Origin of the sequence: Enterobacter sp. AC1, assembly GCF_050434705.1 — a bacterium.
Taxonomy (GTDB): Bacteria; Pseudomonadota; Gammaproteobacteria; order Enterobacterales; family Enterobacteriaceae; genus Enterobacter; species Enterobacter cloacae_L.
The window spans coordinates 12,782-27,126 of sequence record NZ_JBNDIZ010000013.1; the positions used below are offsets into that span (position 1 = coordinate 12,782).

The 14,345-nt window shown below is 54.3% G+C and carries 13 protein-coding genes; 9 read left to right on the forward strand and 4 right to left on the reverse strand.

What is annotated here, in order from left to right; all coding sequences use genetic code 11:
• Positions 1-40 precede the first annotated feature (40 nt).
• Together ppiC (M2433_RS22910) and ppiC (M2433_RS22915) are read right to left on the reverse strand one after the other, a co-directional pair.
• A complete protein-coding gene (ppiC, locus tag M2433_RS22910; protein WP_023309650.1) occupies positions 41-322 on the reverse strand; it encodes a peptidylprolyl isomerase PpiC in 282 nt (93 codons plus the stop codon).
• Positions 323-372: 50 nt separating this feature from the next.
• Positions 373-654: a peptidylprolyl isomerase PpiC gene (gene ppiC, locus M2433_RS22915; protein WP_004886860.1), complete on the reverse strand. Its 282-nt coding sequence runs from the start codon at positions 652-654 to the stop codon at positions 373-375.
• Positions 655-766: 112 nt separating this feature from the next.
• Here ppiC (M2433_RS22915) and rep point away from each other — a divergent pair, with 112 nt between their 5' ends.
• Positions 767-2,791, forward strand: a complete 2,025-nt coding sequence (gene rep, locus M2433_RS22920; protein WP_264440326.1) for a DNA helicase Rep — start codon at positions 767-769, stop codon at positions 2,789-2,791.
• A gap of 57 nt (positions 2,792-2,848) precedes the next feature.
• Here the strand turns inward: rep and gppA are convergent, their stop codons facing one another.
• Positions 2,849-4,333: a guanosine-5'-triphosphate,3'-diphosphate diphosphatase gene (gppA, locus tag M2433_RS22925; protein ID WP_429057880.1), complete on the reverse strand. Its 1,485-nt coding sequence runs from the start codon at positions 4,331-4,333 to the stop codon at positions 2,849-2,851.
• A gap of 6 nt (positions 4,334-4,339) precedes the next feature.
• The gene (rhlB, locus tag M2433_RS22930; protein WP_021242834.1) at positions 4,340-5,608 is read right to left on the reverse strand and encodes an ATP-dependent RNA helicase RhlB; all 1,269 of its coding nucleotides are present in this window, start codon (positions 5,606-5,608) and stop codon (positions 4,340-4,342) included.
• A 144-nt stretch (positions 5,609-5,752) separates the two neighbouring features.
• Between rhlB and trxA the strand changes: the two genes are divergently transcribed.
• From trxA to rffA, 8 genes are all read left to right on the forward strand, one after another.
• Positions 5,753-6,082: a thioredoxin TrxA gene (trxA, locus tag M2433_RS22935; protein WP_006179218.1), complete on the forward strand. Its 330-nt coding sequence runs from the start codon at positions 5,753-5,755 to the stop codon at positions 6,080-6,082.
• A 341-nt stretch (positions 6,083-6,423) separates the two neighbouring features.
• Entirely contained in the window at positions 6,424-7,683 is a 1,260-nt protein-coding gene (rho, locus tag M2433_RS22940) for a transcription termination factor Rho (RefSeq protein WP_001054528.1), read from the forward strand.
• A gap of 242 nt (positions 7,684-7,925) precedes the next feature.
• Complete coding sequence (gene wecA / locus M2433_RS22945) at positions 7,926-9,029, forward strand: UDP-N-acetylglucosamine--undecaprenyl-phosphate N-acetylglucosaminephosphotransferase (protein ID WP_429057876.1); 1,104 nt, start codon at positions 7,926-7,928, stop codon at positions 9,027-9,029.
• A gap of 13 nt (positions 9,030-9,042) precedes the next feature.
• Positions 9,043-10,089 carry an ECA polysaccharide chain length modulation protein gene (gene wzzE, locus M2433_RS22950; protein ID WP_047345475.1) on the forward strand — a complete coding sequence of 349 codons (1,047 nt, stop codon included), beginning with the start codon at positions 9,043-9,045 and terminating at the stop codon, positions 10,087-10,089.
• 56 nt (positions 10,090-10,145) lie between these two features.
• The gene (gene wecB, locus M2433_RS22955; protein WP_429057875.1) at positions 10,146-11,276 is read left to right on the forward strand and encodes a non-hydrolyzing UDP-N-acetylglucosamine 2-epimerase; all 1,131 of its coding nucleotides are present in this window, start codon (positions 10,146-10,148) and stop codon (positions 11,274-11,276) included.
• Positions 11,273-12,535, forward strand: coding sequence for a UDP-N-acetyl-D-mannosamine dehydrogenase (gene wecC, locus M2433_RS22960; RefSeq protein WP_429057874.1), 1,263 nt, complete (start codon positions 11,273-11,275; stop codon positions 12,533-12,535). The genes wecB and wecC overlap by 4 nt, the downstream gene beginning before the upstream one ends.
• Entirely contained in the window at positions 12,532-13,209 is a 678-nt protein-coding gene (gene rffC / locus M2433_RS22965) for a dTDP-4-amino-4,6-dideoxy-D-galactose acyltransferase (protein ID WP_429057872.1), read from the forward strand. Before wecC ends, rffC begins: the two co-directional genes overlap by 4 nt.
• Positions 13,210-13,213: 4 nt before the next feature.
• The gene (gene rffA / locus M2433_RS22970; protein WP_429057870.1) at positions 13,214-14,344 is read left to right on the forward strand and encodes a dTDP-4-amino-4,6-dideoxygalactose transaminase; all 1,131 of its coding nucleotides are present in this window, start codon (positions 13,214-13,216) and stop codon (positions 14,342-14,344) included.
• Position 14,345: the final 1 nt, after the last annotated feature.

Sequence of the window (14,345 nt, forward strand, 5' to 3'; positions counted from 1 at the left end):
GTAAACATTAAAGGCCTTCTCTTTGAGAAGGCCTTGCTGTTTATTTCCGATACAGCACTTTGATAATGTGATAACCGAACTGGGTATGCAGCGGGCCGGTTGGCTCCAGCACCGGGCAGGAGAAAACCACTTTATCAAACGCCGGAACCATCTGGCCCTGGCGGAATTCACCCAGGTCACCGCCGCGTTTGCCTGACGGGCAGATGGAGTGCTTCTTCGCCAGCTTACCGAAGTCGGCACCGTTTTTAATCTGCTCCAGAAGATCTAAAGCCAGTTTCTCTTCTTTAACGAGGATATGCACTGCTGCTGCTGTTTTTGCCATGATCGTGCCTTGAATAGGTTGAAATAAATCGGGGCGCAATATACCACGCGTCAGCGTCGATAAAGCACCTTAATGATATGGTAGCCAAATTTGGTTTTTACCGGGCCGTAGGGTTTCAGAAGCGGGCAGCTAAAGACCGCCTGATCGAACGGGCCGACCATCGCCCCTTGTTGAAATTCTCCGAGATCCCCTCCATTGCGCCCGGACGGGCATTTAGAGTAACGCTTCGCCAGATGATCAAAGCTGATGCCGCGTTCCAGCTTGGCCAGGATCTCCTGAGCCAGTTTCTCTTCTTTTACCAGAATATGCAGGGCTGCTGCGGTCTTTTTCATGGTTCTGCTCTACGGGTTAATCGTGATTTCTCCACTTTATCATTAGCCGGTAAATCTGCGTCCGGCTTTCTGCTACAATCCACACCCCGTTCGAAGATTGAGCAACCATCCCATGCGTTTAAACCCTGGACAACAACAAGCGGTCGAATTCGTTACTGGACCATGCCTGGTGCTGGCAGGGGCCGGTTCGGGTAAAACCCGCGTAATCACCAACAAAATTGCGCACCTGATTCGCGGCTGTGGCTATCAGGCCCGGCACATTGCAGCAGTGACCTTTACCAATAAAGCGGCGCGTGAGATGAAAGAGCGTGTCGGCCAGACGCTGGGGCGTAAAGAGGCGCGCGGCCTGATGATCTCAACGTTCCACACGCTGGGACTGGATATCATCAAGCGCGAATATGCGGCCCTGGGAATGAAGTCCAACTTCTCGCTCTTCGATGACACCGACCAGGTGGCGCTGCTCAAAGAGCTCACCGAGGGACTGATCGAAGACGATAAGGTGCTGTTGCAGCAGCTGATCTCGACGATCTCCAACTGGAAAAACGATCTGATGACGCCGGCCCAGGCCGCGGCGATCGCCAAAGGCGAACGGGATCGGATCTTCGCCCACTGCTATGGTCTGTACGATGCGCATATGAAAGCGTGTAACGTGCTGGACTTTGACGACCTGATCCTGCTGCCCACGCTGCTGCTGCAGCGCAATGAAGAGGTGCGCGAGCGCTGGCAGAATAAAATCCGCTACCTGCTGGTGGATGAATATCAGGATACCAACACCAGCCAGTACGAGCTGGTGAAGCTGCTGGTGGGGCAGCGCGCGCGTTTCACCGTGGTTGGCGATGACGACCAGTCAATTTACTCCTGGCGCGGCGCGCGTCCGCAAAACCTGGTACTGCTGAGCAAAGATTTTCCGGCGCTGCAGGTGATTAAGCTCGAGCAGAACTACCGCTCATCGGGGCGCATCCTGAAGGCGGCAAATATCCTGATCGCCAACAACCCGCACGTGTTTGAGAAGCGCCTGTTCTCCGAGCTGGGTTACGGGACGGAGCTGAAAGTCCTCAGTGCCAATAATGAAGAGCATGAAGCGGAGCGCGTCACGGGCGAACTTATTGCTCACCACTTCGTCAATAAAACCGAATATAAGGATTACGCGATCCTCTATCGCGGGAATCACCAGTCGCGCGTCTTTGAAAAGATGCTGATGCAGAACCGCATTCCGTACAAAATTTCCGGCGGCACTTCGTTCTTCTCTCGGCCTGAAATCAAAGACCTGCTGGCCTATCTGCGCGTACTCACTAACCCGGACGACGACAGCGCGTTTCTGCGCATTGTGAATACGCCAAAACGTGAGATTGGCCCGGCGACGCTGCAAAAGCTCGGGGAATGGGCAATGACGCGTAACAAAAGCTTGTTCACCGCCAGCTTCGACATGGGGCTGAGCCAGACCTTAAGCGGACGTGGATATGATTCGTTAACGCGATTCACCCACTGGCTTGGCGAAGTGCAGCGGCTGGCAGAGCGCGAACCGATTGCCGCCGTACGGGATCTGATCCACGGCATCGACTACGAGTCGTGGCTATACGAAACCTCGGCCAGCCCGAAAGCGGCTGAGATGCGCATGAAAAACGTTAACCAGCTCTTTAGCTGGATGACTGAAATGCTGGAAGGTTCTGAAATCGACGAGCCCATGACCCTGACGCAGGTGGTCACCCGCTTTACCCTGCGCGATATGATGGAGCGCGGCGAGAGCGAAGAAGAGGCCGATCAGGTTCAGCTGATGACGCTGCATGCGTCCAAAGGTCTGGAATTCCCGTATGTGTATCTGGTCGGCATGGAAGAGGGATTATTACCGCACCAGAGCAGCATTGATGAAGACAACGTCGACGAAGAGCGCCGTCTGGCCTATGTGGGGATCACCCGGGCGCAGAAAGAACTGACGTTCACGCTGTGTAAAGAGCGCCGTCAGTACGGTGAACTGGTGCGCCCGGAGCCGAGCCGTTTCCTGCTGGAACTGCCGCAGGATGACCTGATCTGGGAACAGGAGCGCAAAGTGATTACCGCTGAAGAGCGTATGCACAAGGGGCAGGCTAACGTGGCGAATATTCGCGCCATGCTGGCAAAAGCCAAAGAGAAAGGATAAGTCCGGAGGGACTTGTAGGCCGGGTAAGCGCAGCGCCACCCGGCATTTTTCACTATCTTACTTTACTTCTAACACCCAGTGCACATAGCTTTGCCACTGGCACTCCTGCTCGATCATCTCTGCCCCAAGCGGGTGATGTTCAATCCAGTTTTCCGGCAGCGTCAGAGACAGCTTTTCGTCATCGGCAACCAGGCTGATAGCAGGGAGCAAATCATCGCGACGACGGCTGGCAAACAGGATCGCCAGGCGCAGCAGGCGGCACATATGCTCGGCCACACGAGGCGGTACGGCGTTTTGCTGATGCAAAGAGGAGAGATCAACGGCATTGGTCTGGTTCAGCAGCAGCGTTGCCAGCAATTTTTTCTGCGCGGGGGTATAGCCCGGTAAATCAAGATTACGCACCAGATACGCTGCGTGAGCAGGTGCCTGCTTAAAATCTATGCTTAATCCCACTTCGTGGAGCGCACAGGCGCTTAGCAACAAATCGCGGCTCAGAAGGTCGAGATCCCAGACGTTAGCGACCTGATCGGCGAAGCGTGACGCCAGCTGCGCCACGCGTCCGGCCTGCTCGATATCAACCAGAAAGCGGCGCTGCACGTTGCGCAGGGTGCGGCTGCGAATGTCCTGATCGACCGACAGATGCAACATCCCATAGACCAGGCCTTCGCGCAGCGCGCCGCCAGCCAGCGTCATACAGGTGATGTTGAGCTCGGTGAATATCGCAATCAGAATGGCCAGCCCGCTCGGGAAAACCAGCGCGCGCTCAAGCGTCAGACCTTCAATTTCCAGCTCTTCCAGCCGCCCGCACTGAATGGCGCGCTGTTTCAGCTGCTGAAGTTTGGCAAGCGTAATCCGCTCGTCCATTCCCTGCGCCATCATGATTTCCTGCAGGGCCTGCACGGTCCCCGACGCACCCACGCAGACTTTCCAGCCGTGATAGCGCAGTTCATCCATGACGGGACGTAACACCTCGCGCGCGGCATTTTCTGCCTCGTCGAAGTTCTCTTTACCCAGATTCCGGTCAGCAAAGTAGCGCTCAAGCCAGGTCACGCAGCCCATTGACAGGCTGAACAACGACGTCGCCTGCGCGCCGGTACCGGTTACCAGTTCTGTGCTGGCACCGCCGATATCCACCACCAGGCGGCGATCGTCACCCCCCGTAGTGTGCGCAACACCCTGATAAATCAGGCGAGCTTCTTCTTCACCGCTGATAACCTGAACCGGACAACCCAGAATTTCCTGCGCTCGGGCAATGAAATCTACGGCGTTGACCGCCAGTCGGAGCGTCGCGGTGGCGACGACGGTGATTTGGGCATGAGGGATATCCTGCAGACGCTCAGCAAAGAGTCGCAGACACTGCCAGCCACGTTCCATGGCTTCAGGTGAGAGGTAATTATCGCTGCTCAGGCCCGCCGCGAGGCGGACCTTGCGCTTAATGCGCGTCAGCGTTTGTATGCTTCCTGCCACCTCGCGCACAACCAGCATATGAAAACTATTCGAACCGAGATCGATTGCTGCATAAAGCGAGGTGGAGCTGAGCATATTTTCTTAACCTGAACGACGACGATTACGCGGTGCGCCGCCTGAACGACGCGGACCATTGCCGGAGCGTGGGCGGGTAAGACGCTTAGGCGGCGGCAGTTCGCTTAACAGCGCTTCCGGGTTATATTTGCTCTGCGGAATAGAGTGACCGATGTAAGTCTCAATGGCTGGAAGATTCAGCGCATACTCTTCACACGCAAGGCTAATAGAGTGACCGCTTGCGCCCGCACGACCGGTACGACCGATACGGTGTACATAGTCTTCGCAGTCGTCTGGCAGGTCATAGTTAAACACGTGCGTCACGGCTGGAATGTGCAAACCACGTGCTGCCACGTCGGTTGCGACCAGAATATCGAGATCGCCACGGGTGAACTCTTCGAGAATACGCAGGCGTTTTTTCTGCGCCACGTCGCCGGTCAACAGGCCAACACGGTGACCGTCTGCAGCCAGATGGCCCCAGATGTCTTCACAACGGTGCTTGGTGTTTGCGAAGATAATGGCGCGATCTGGCCACTCTTCTTCAATCAACGTTTGCAGCAGACGCATTTTCTCTTCATTAGACGGATAGAAGAGCTCTTCTTTAATGCGGTGACCCGTTTTCTGCTCAGGTTCAACTTCTACATATTCGGCGTTGTTCATCTGTTCGAACGCCAGTTCGCGTACGCGGTACGAGAGGGTTGCAGAGAACAGCATATTCAGACGCTGATTAGCCGGAGGCATACGGCGGAACAGCCAGCGGATGTCTTTAATGAAGCCCAGATCGTACATACGGTCAGCTTCATCGAGCACCACAACCTGGATTGCGCCGAGGTTAATGTGGTTCTGTTTGGCGTAATCGATAAGACGGCCTGTGGTACCGATCAGGATATCCACGCCGCTTTCCAGCACTTTAAGCTGCTTATCGTAGCCATCTCCGCCATAGGCCAGGCCAAGCTTCAGGCCGGTAGCCTGCGCCAGGGGTTCAGCGTCTGCGTGGATCTGTACCGCCAGTTCTCGCGTCGGGGCCATAATTAGCGCGCGCGGCTGGTTAACTTTGCGGTCTGCAATCGCTGGGTGAGAAAGTAAATAATGAAACGTTGACGTCAAAAACGCCATCGTTTTGCCAGTACCGGTTTGCGCCTGCCCTGCAACATCGCGACCGGCCAGCGTCAGCGGCAGCGCGAGGGCCTGAATGGGTGTGCAGTTATGAAACCCTTTATTTTCAAGGGCTTCAATCACCTTCGGGTGCAGCGCGAAGTCGGAAAACTTCTGTTCTGTTAAATGTGTTTTGCTCATAGTGTGGTAGAATATCAGCTTACTATTGCTTTACGAAAGCGTATCCGGTGAAATAAAGTCAACCTTTAGTTGGTTAATGCGACATCAACACGTCGTTGGTGGAGACAAAACCAACGTACCAGGCTTATTCCTGTGGAGTTATATATGAGCGATAAAATTATTCACCTGACTGACGACAGTTTTGACACGGACGTACTTAAGGCTGACGGGCTGATCCTCGTCGATTTCTGGGCTGAATGGTGTGGTCCTTGCAAAATGATCGCCCCGATTCTGGATGAGATCGCCGACGAATATCAGGGCAAACTGACCGTTGCCAAGCTGAACATCGACCAAAACCCGGGCACCGCACCAAAATACGGTATCCGTGGCATCCCGACCCTGCTGCTGTTCAAAAACGGCGAAGTGGCGGCCACCAAAGTAGGCGCGCTGTCCAAAGGTCAACTGAAAGAGTTCCTGGACGCTAACCTGGCGTAAGGTTTCTCGGCTGAGCGTCCTGAGCGCCTAAATTGTGTGGATCTCTGGACGCCCGGCTTTAGTCGTGCTAAGTTAGCTATGACTTCGTTTTAAACATATCTTGTTGTTTGAATCTTGTTTTACCCGATACTTCCCGCTATTGACATAAATAGTGCGTGAAGTGGCTAAATTCCGGGCTTGTCACTCAATCCGTCTTGTCGTTTCAGTTCTGCGTTCTTTCCCTGTGACCAGACAGCGAACAGACATGAGGTGATGGCCGCTAAACAGGCATGGATGACCCTGCCATACCATTCACAACATTAAGTTCGAGAATCACCCCGAGTTTAAGAACCCACACCATTATGAATCTTACCGAATTAAAGAATACGCCGGTTTCTGAGCTGATCACTCTCGGCGAAAATATGGGGCTGGAAAACCAGGCTCGTATGCGCAAGCAGGACATCATTTTCGCCATCCTGAAGCAGCACGCTAAGAGTGGCGAAGATATCTTTGGCGACGGTGTGCTGGAGATATTGCAAGACGGATTTGGTTTCCTCCGCTCTGCAGACAGCTCCTACCTCGCCGGCCCTGACGACATCTACGTATCCCCCAGCCAAATCCGCCGTTTCAACCTCCGCACTGGTGACACCATTTCAGGTAAGATTCGTCCTCCTAAAGAGGGTGAACGCTACTTTGCGCTGTTGAAAGTTAACGAAGTTAACTACGACAAACCGGAAAACTCGCGCAATAAGATCCTGTTCGAGAACTTGACGCCACTGCACGCAAACTCTCGTCTGCGCATGGAGCGTGGTAACGGTTCTACCGAAGATTTAACCGCTCGCGTTCTGGATCTGGCCTCACCAATCGGTCGTGGTCAGCGTGGTCTGATTGTGGCGCCGCCAAAAGCGGGTAAAACCATGCTGCTGCAGAACATCGCACAGAGCATCGCCTATAACCACCCAGACTGCGTGCTGATGGTTCTGCTGATTGACGAACGTCCGGAAGAAGTAACCGAGATGCAGCGTCTGGTTAAAGGTGAAGTTGTCGCTTCTACCTTTGATGAACCGGCATCTCGCCACGTTCAGGTAGCAGAAATGGTAATCGAGAAGGCGAAACGCCTGGTTGAGCACAAGAAAGATGTGATCATCCTTCTCGACTCCATTACGCGTCTGGCGCGTGCCTACAACACCGTTGTCCCGGCTTCCGGTAAAGTACTGACCGGTGGTGTGGATGCTAACGCCCTGCATCGTCCGAAACGCTTCTTCGGTGCAGCACGTAACGTGGAAGAGGGCGGCAGCCTGACCATCATCGCGACGGCGCTGATCGATACCGGTTCTAAAATGGACGAAGTCATTTACGAAGAGTTTAAAGGTACAGGCAACATGGAACTGCACCTTTCTCGTAAAATTGCTGAGAAACGCGTCTTCCCGGCAATTGACTACAACCGTTCCGGTACCCGTAAAGAAGAGCTGCTCACCACACAGGAAGAGCTGCAGAAAATGTGGATCCTGCGCAAAATCATCCATCCAATGGGTGAAATTGACGCGATGGAGTTCCTCATTAACAAACTGGCGATGACCAAAACAAACGACGATTTCTTCGACATGATGAAACGCTCGTAACGCAAATAAAGCCAGTGAACGCCACGTTTTTACGTGGCGTTTTTCTTTTATGGACTATACGCTAGTACCACCTACTCCCAATTTTGACCGGTCGGTGCGACAATAGGGTCGTTTATACAGTCAAAGAAATAATTGATTGAAAAATATACAAAGGGAGTTGTGAGAAGCCACCTTTATTACTTCTGAGGCGGTGGCTTCATGGTTATACTTCCGGGACTAACATTTGTTGAGAGCAATCCATTGTGAATCTACTCACCGTTGTGACTGAGCTAATCAGTATATTTTTATTCACAACCTGTTTTTTGTTCATCGCGCGCAAGGTGGCAAAACGAATAGGGTTGGTGGACAAACCTAATTTTCGCAAACGTCATCAGGGACTTATTCCTCTTGTTGGAGGGATTTCTGTTTACGCGGGTATCTGTTTCACGTTTGGTATTGCGGATTATTATATTCCACACGCAGCCCTCTATATTGCCTGTGCGGGTGTCCTCGTACTCGTCGGGGCGCTTGATGACCGGTTCGATATCGCGGTGAAAATACGCGCCACCGTTCAGGCGGCAATTGGCGTGGTGATGATGCTGGTGGGCGGCCTGTATCTGAGAAGCCTGGGCTATGTGTTTGGTCCCTGGGAGTTAGTTCTGGGTCCATTTGGCTTCTTCCTGACGCTCTTTGCCGTCTGGGCGGCAATCAATGCTTTCAACATGGTGGACGGTATTGACGGACTGCTTGGTGGATTGTCTTCCGTCTCGTTCGCCGCAATCGGCATTATTTTGTGGTTTGATGGTCAGTACAGCCTGGCAATGTGGTGTTTTGCCATGATTGCCGCAATCCTGCCTTATATCCTCTTAAACCTCGGTGCGCTGGGGCGTCGCTATAAAGTCTTTATGGGTGACGCGGGCAGTACGTTGATCGGTTTTACCGTGATCTGGATTTTGCTCGAAACCACACAGGGTAAAACTCACCCGATCAGTCCGGTCACAGCATTATGGATCATTGCCATTCCGTTAATGGATATGGTGGCGATTATGTATCGCCGTCTGCGCAAAGGGATGAGTCCTTTCTCTCCCGATCGTCAGCATATTCATCATCTCATCATGCGCGCGGGGTTCACTTCTCGTCAGGCGTTTGTTCTGATCACCCTGGCCGCGGCTATTCTCGCTGCTATTGGCGTCGCTGCAGAATATGCTCATTTTATTCCTGAATGGGTAATGTTGGTATTATTCTTGCTAGCATTTTTCCTGTACGGCTATTGCATTAAGCGCGCCTGGAAAGTAGCGCGATTCATTAAACGTCTGAAACGCAGGATGCGTCGTAATAATGACAAAAACACAACATTAACTAAGTAAAACCGGGACTATGATGACTCAACCGTTGGCGGGAGCGAAATCAGTGGTAACTGAGAATGAACTGGATATTCGGGGTTTGTTTCGCGTGTTATGGGCAGGCAAACTTTGGATTGCGGGGATCGCGCTGGGGTTTGCGCTGTTAGCGCTGGCCTACACCTTCTTTGCAAAACAGGAATGGAGTGCCACGGCAATTACAGACCGACCAACGGTTAACATGCTCGGCGGGTTTTATTCCCAGCAGCAGTTCCTGCGTAACCTGGATATCAAGGCGAATCTGGCAACACCCGATCAGGCTTCCGTTATGGATGAAGCCTATAAAGAATTTGTGATGCAACTGGCCTCCTGGGACACCCGTCGCGACTTTTGGTCCCAGACGGATTATTACAAGCAGCGCATGGTGGGTAACAGCAAGGTTGATGCCGCTCTGTTGGACGATCTGATTAACAATATCCAGTTTATGCCGGGCGATGCGCTGCGTAACGTCAATGACAGCGTCAAGCTGATTGCAGAAACCGCGCCGGATGCTAACAACCTGTTGCGCCAGTATGTTGCGTTTGCCAGCCAGCGTGCCGCAAGCCATCTTAACGAAGAGCTTAAGGGGGCCTGGGCAGCCCGTACCATCCAGATGAAAGCGCAGGTAAAACGTCAGGAAGAGGTGGCGAAAGCCATCTTCGCTCGCCGCGTACATAATATTGAGCAGGCGCTGAAAATCGCGGAACAGCACAATATTTCCCGCAGCGAAACGGATGTTCCGGCAGATGAGCTGCCTGACTCTGAAATGTTCCTTCTTGGGCGCCCTATGCTGCAGGCTCGTCTGGAAAATCTTCAGGCCGTTGGCCCCGATTTTGACCTCGACTACGATCAAAACCGCGCCATGCTGACCACTCTGAATGTTGGCCCAACGATGGACCCGCGTTTTCAGACCTATCGTTATTTGCGAACGCCTGAAGAGCCTGTAAAACGCGATAGTCCGCGTCGTGCATTCCTGATGATTATGTGGGGGATTGTAGGCGCACTGACGGGCGCTGGCGTGGCGTTAACGCGTCGTCGCACAAACTAAGAACGCCGTCTACGATGAAGGCTACGGCCTTCATCGCCTAATCGAAGAGAATCGATGTGAAAGTACTTACCGTATTTGGCACCAGGCCGGAGGCCATTAAGATGGCACCTCTGGTTCATGCGCTGGCCAGCGATCCTGATATTGAAGCGAAAGTGTGCGTCACTGCCCAACACCGTGAGATGCTCGATCAGGTCTTAACGCTCTTTTCCATCGTCCCGGATTACGATCTTAATATTATGAAGCCGGGGCAAGGGTTGACGGAGATTACCTGCCGCATTCTGCAAGAGCTCAAGCCGATCCTGGAGTCATTCAAGCCTGACGTGGTGCTGGTCCACGGCGATACCACCACCACCGTGGCGACAAGCCTGGCCGCGTTTTATCAGCGTATTCCCGTTGGACATGTTGAGGCGGGTCTGCGCACCGGCAATCTTTATTCACCGTGGCCAGAGGAGGCCAACCGCACGCTAACCGGCCATCTGGCGATGTACCACTTTGCACCCACGGAAAACTCGCGTCAGAACCTGCTGCGCGAAAATATCGCTGATAACAAAATCTTTGTGACCGGGAATACGGTCATTGATGCGTTAATTTGGGTGCGTGACCGCGTTCTGGCAAATAGCTCCCTCCAGCAAGACCTCGCTGCCCGCTATCCGTTCCTGCACAACGGCAAAAAAACCATCCTGGTCACCGGCCACCGTCGCGAAAGCTTTGGCCGGGGCTTTGAGCAAATCTGCCATGCGCTGGCTGAAATTGCCGCGCAGAATGAAGATGTGCAAATTGTCTATCCGGTGCATCTCAACCCTAACGTCAGCGAACCGGTTAACCGCATTCTGGGCCATGTCGACAATGTTCTGTTGATAGAGCCGCAGGATTACATGCCGTTTGTCTGGCTGATGAACCATGCCTGGCTGATCCTCACCGATTCCGGCGGAATTCAGGAAGAAGCGCCTTCCCTCGGTAAACCGGTACTGGTGATGCGTGAAACGACCGAACGTCCGGAAGCCGTCAAAGCGGGAACCGTGCGCCTGGTCGGAACCAATACACAGTTGATTGTCGAAGAGGTCACGCGCCTCCTGCACGACGATGAAGCGTATCAGGCGATGAGCCGGGCCCATAATCCTTACGGAGACGGGCAGGCTTGTGGCCGTATTTTGCATGCACTTAAAAACAATCGGGTATCGCTATGAGTTTTACTACCATCTCTGTCATTGGTCTTGGCTACATCGGCTTGCCCACCGCGGCGGCGTTTGCCTCTCGTCAAAAACAGGTTGTCGGTGTGGATATCAACGCCCGTGCGGTGGAAACCATAAACCGTGGCGAAATTCATATTGTGGAGCCCGATCTTGACCGTGTGGTGAAAGAGGCGGTGGACGGAGGCTTCCTGCGTGCCAGCACGACGCCTGTTGAGGCAGATGCGTATCTGATTGCCGTTCCAACCCCCTTTAAAGGCGACCATGAGCCCGACATGGCCTTCGTCGAGGCGGCGGCGAAATCCATCGCACCCGTGCTGAAAAAAGGGGCGCTGGTAATCCTGGAGTCGACCTCTCCCGTCGGTGCCACCGAACAGATGGCACAGTGGCTGGCCGACGCGCGCCCTGATTTACGCTTCCCGCAGCAGGCGGGCGAGCAGGCTGATATCAATATCGCCTACTGTCCGGAGCGCGTGCTGCCGGGCCAGGTTATGGTCGAACTGATTAAAAACGACCGCGTCATTGGCGGCATGACGCCAGTCTGTTCCGAACGTGCCAGCGCGCTGTACAAGATTTTCCTCGAAGGCGAATGCGTGGTGACAAACTCCCGCACCGCTGAGATGTGCAAGCTGACGGAAAACAGCTTCCGCGACGTCAATATCGCTTTCGCGAATGAACTGTCGCTGATCTGCGCCGATCAGGGAATTAACGTCTGGGAGTTGATTAGCCTGTCGAATCGCCATCCGCGCGTAAACATTCTCCAGCCTGGCCCGGGCGTGGGCGGACACTGTATCGCCGTCGACCCGTGGTTTATCGTGGCGCAGAATCCGGCACAGGCTCGTCTGATTCGCACCGCGCGTGAAGTAAACGACAGCAAACCTCACTGGGTGCTCAACCAGGTAAAAACCACGGTGGCGGATTGTCTGGCAGAGAGCGGCAAGCGCGCCAGCGAGATGAAAATTGCCTGCTTTGGCCTGGCATTTAAACCAAACATTGACGACCTGCGCGAAAGCCCGGCAATGGAAATTGCTGAGATGATTGCCGAATGGCATAAGGGCGAAACGCTGGTGGTCGAGCCAAACATTCATGAACTGCCAGCAAAACTGGCGGGGCATTGTACGCTGACAGCGCTGAACGATGCGCTGGCGACGGCGGATGTGCTGGTGCTGCTGGTGGATCATAAAGAATTTAAAGCGACGTCGGGGGATGCCGTTCGTCAGCACTATATTGTCGATACCAAAGGCGTCTGGCGTTGAACAGCCTGCATGGGCAACTCAATTCCCTTGAGTGGGAGAGTGCCTTTTTCGGCCTGCCGTCGGCCATCGTGCGCCTGCGCGATGATGCGCCGGTACTGACTGAATCTGAGCTGACCGCCTGGCAACGGGTGCAGGTTAAGATCCCGGCGGACCGTGCTGACCTGCTCGATGCGCTCCAGCAGCACGGCTTTCAGTTGGTTGAAGGTGAGGTAGACCTTTCCATTACCCTTACCCGGCACGATGCGTCCGGCGCGGAAATTGCAATGGAACAGGACATCCCCGCGCTCCGTCAAATGGCGGCTCAGGCGTTTGCGCAGAGCCGCTTTCGCGCGCCCTGGTACAGACCTGACGATAGCGGGCGTTTCTACGCCCAGTGGGTAGAGAATGCGGTTAAAGGCACGTTCGACCATGTCTGCCTGGTTTTTCGCACTGCGGACGGTCAAATTCAGGGCTTTGTCTCGCTGCGTAAGCTCAACGAGCGCGAGGCGCGTATTGGCTTATTAGCCGGGCGCGGAATGGGCGAGAAACTGATGCAGGCGGCGCTGCACTGGGCGCAGCAGCAACAGCTTGTGACGCTGCGGGTAGCGACCCAGGTGGGCAACACCGCCGCGCTTAAACGTTATATTGCGAGTGGTGCCAACATTGACGCCACCGCCTATTGGTTATACAGGTGACAAGATGATTCCATTTAACGCACCACCCGTCGTCGGAACTGAACTGGACTATATGCAGTCTGCCATGGGCAGCGGCAAGCTCTGCGGTGACGGCGGTTTTACCCGTCGCTGTCAGCAGTGGATGGAGCAGCGTTTTCACAGTGCCAAAGTGCTGCTGACCCCGTCCTGTACGGCATCGCTGGAAATGGCGGCCCTGCTGCTGGATATCCAGCCCGGCGATGAAGTGATTATGCCGAGCTATACCTTCGTCTCCACGGCGAACGCGTTTGTTCTGCGCGGGGCAAAAATCGTCTTTGTGGATATCCGCCCGGATACCATGAACATTGATGAGACGCTGATTGAAGCGGCGATCACCGACAAAACGCGGGCGATTGTACCGGTTCACTACGCGGGCGTGGCCTGTGAAATGGACACCATCATGGCGATCGCCAAAAAGCATAACCTGTTTGTGGTTGAAGATGCCGCGCAGGGTGTGATGTCCACCTACAAGGGACGCGCGCTGGGTACCATCGGCCACATTGGCTGCTTTAGCTTCCACGAAACCAAAAACTACACCGCGGGTGGGGAAGGCGGCGCGACGCTGATTAACGATCGCGCGCTGGTTGAACGTGCAGAGGTGATCCGCGAAAAAGGGACCAACCGCAGCCAGTTCTTCCGCGGCCAGGTAGACAAATACACCTGGCGCGATATTGGCTCAAGCTATCTGATGGCGGACCTGCAGGCGGCGTACCTGTGGGCGCAGCTGGAAGCGGCGGAGCGTATCAACCTTCAGCGTCTTTCCCTGTGGCAAACGTATTACGATGCGCTTGAGCCTCTGGCAAAAGCCGGGCGTATTGAACTGCCAACCATCCCGGCAGGCTGCGTCCACAATGCGCACATGTTTTACATCAAGCTGCGCGATAACGACGACCGCAGCCAGCTCATCGCCTGGCTGAAAGAAGCCGAGATTATGGCGGTGTTCCACTATATCCCGCTGCACTCCAGCCCTGCGGGCGAAGCGTTTGGCACGTTCGCGGGTGAAGACCGTTACACTACCATTGAGAGTGAGCGTTTGCTTCGCCTGCCACTTTTCTACAACCTCGCGCCAGTTAACCAGCGTACGGTGATTAATACTCTTCTGAGCTATTTCCGCTGAT

What these genes read in the sequence shown, in the direction of transcription:
- ppiC (WP_023309650.1), bottom strand. Translation starts at nt 322, where the DNA reads ATGGCAAAAACAGCAGCAGCAGTGCATATCCTCGTTAAAGAAGAGAAA.
- ppiC (WP_004886860.1), bottom strand. Translation starts at nt 654, where the DNA reads ATGAAAAAGACCGCAGCAGCCCTGCATATTCTGGTAAAAGAAGAGAAA.
- rep (WP_264440326.1), top strand. Translation starts at nt 767, where the DNA reads ATGCGTTTAAACCCTGGACAACAACAAGCGGTCGAATTCGTTACTGGA.
- gppA (WP_429057880.1), bottom strand. Translation starts at nt 4,333, where the DNA reads ATGCTCAGCTCCACCTCGCTTTATGCAGCAATCGATCTCGGTTCGAAT.
- rhlB (WP_021242834.1), bottom strand. Translation starts at nt 5,608, where the DNA reads ATGAGCAAAACACATTTAACAGAACAGAAGTTTTCCGACTTCGCGCTG.
- trxA (WP_006179218.1), top strand. Translation starts at nt 5,753, where the DNA reads ATGAGCGATAAAATTATTCACCTGACTGACGACAGTTTTGACACGGAC.
- rho (WP_001054528.1), top strand. Translation starts at nt 6,424, where the DNA reads ATGAATCTTACCGAATTAAAGAATACGCCGGTTTCTGAGCTGATCACT.
- wzzE (WP_047345475.1), top strand. Translation starts at nt 9,043, where the DNA reads ATGACTCAACCGTTGGCGGGAGCGAAATCAGTGGTAACTGAGAATGAA.
- wecC (WP_429057874.1), top strand. Translation starts at nt 11,273, where the DNA reads ATGAGTTTTACTACCATCTCTGTCATTGGTCTTGGCTACATCGGCTTG.
- rffA (WP_429057870.1), top strand. Translation starts at nt 13,214, where the DNA reads ATGATTCCATTTAACGCACCACCCGTCGTCGGAACTGAACTGGACTAT.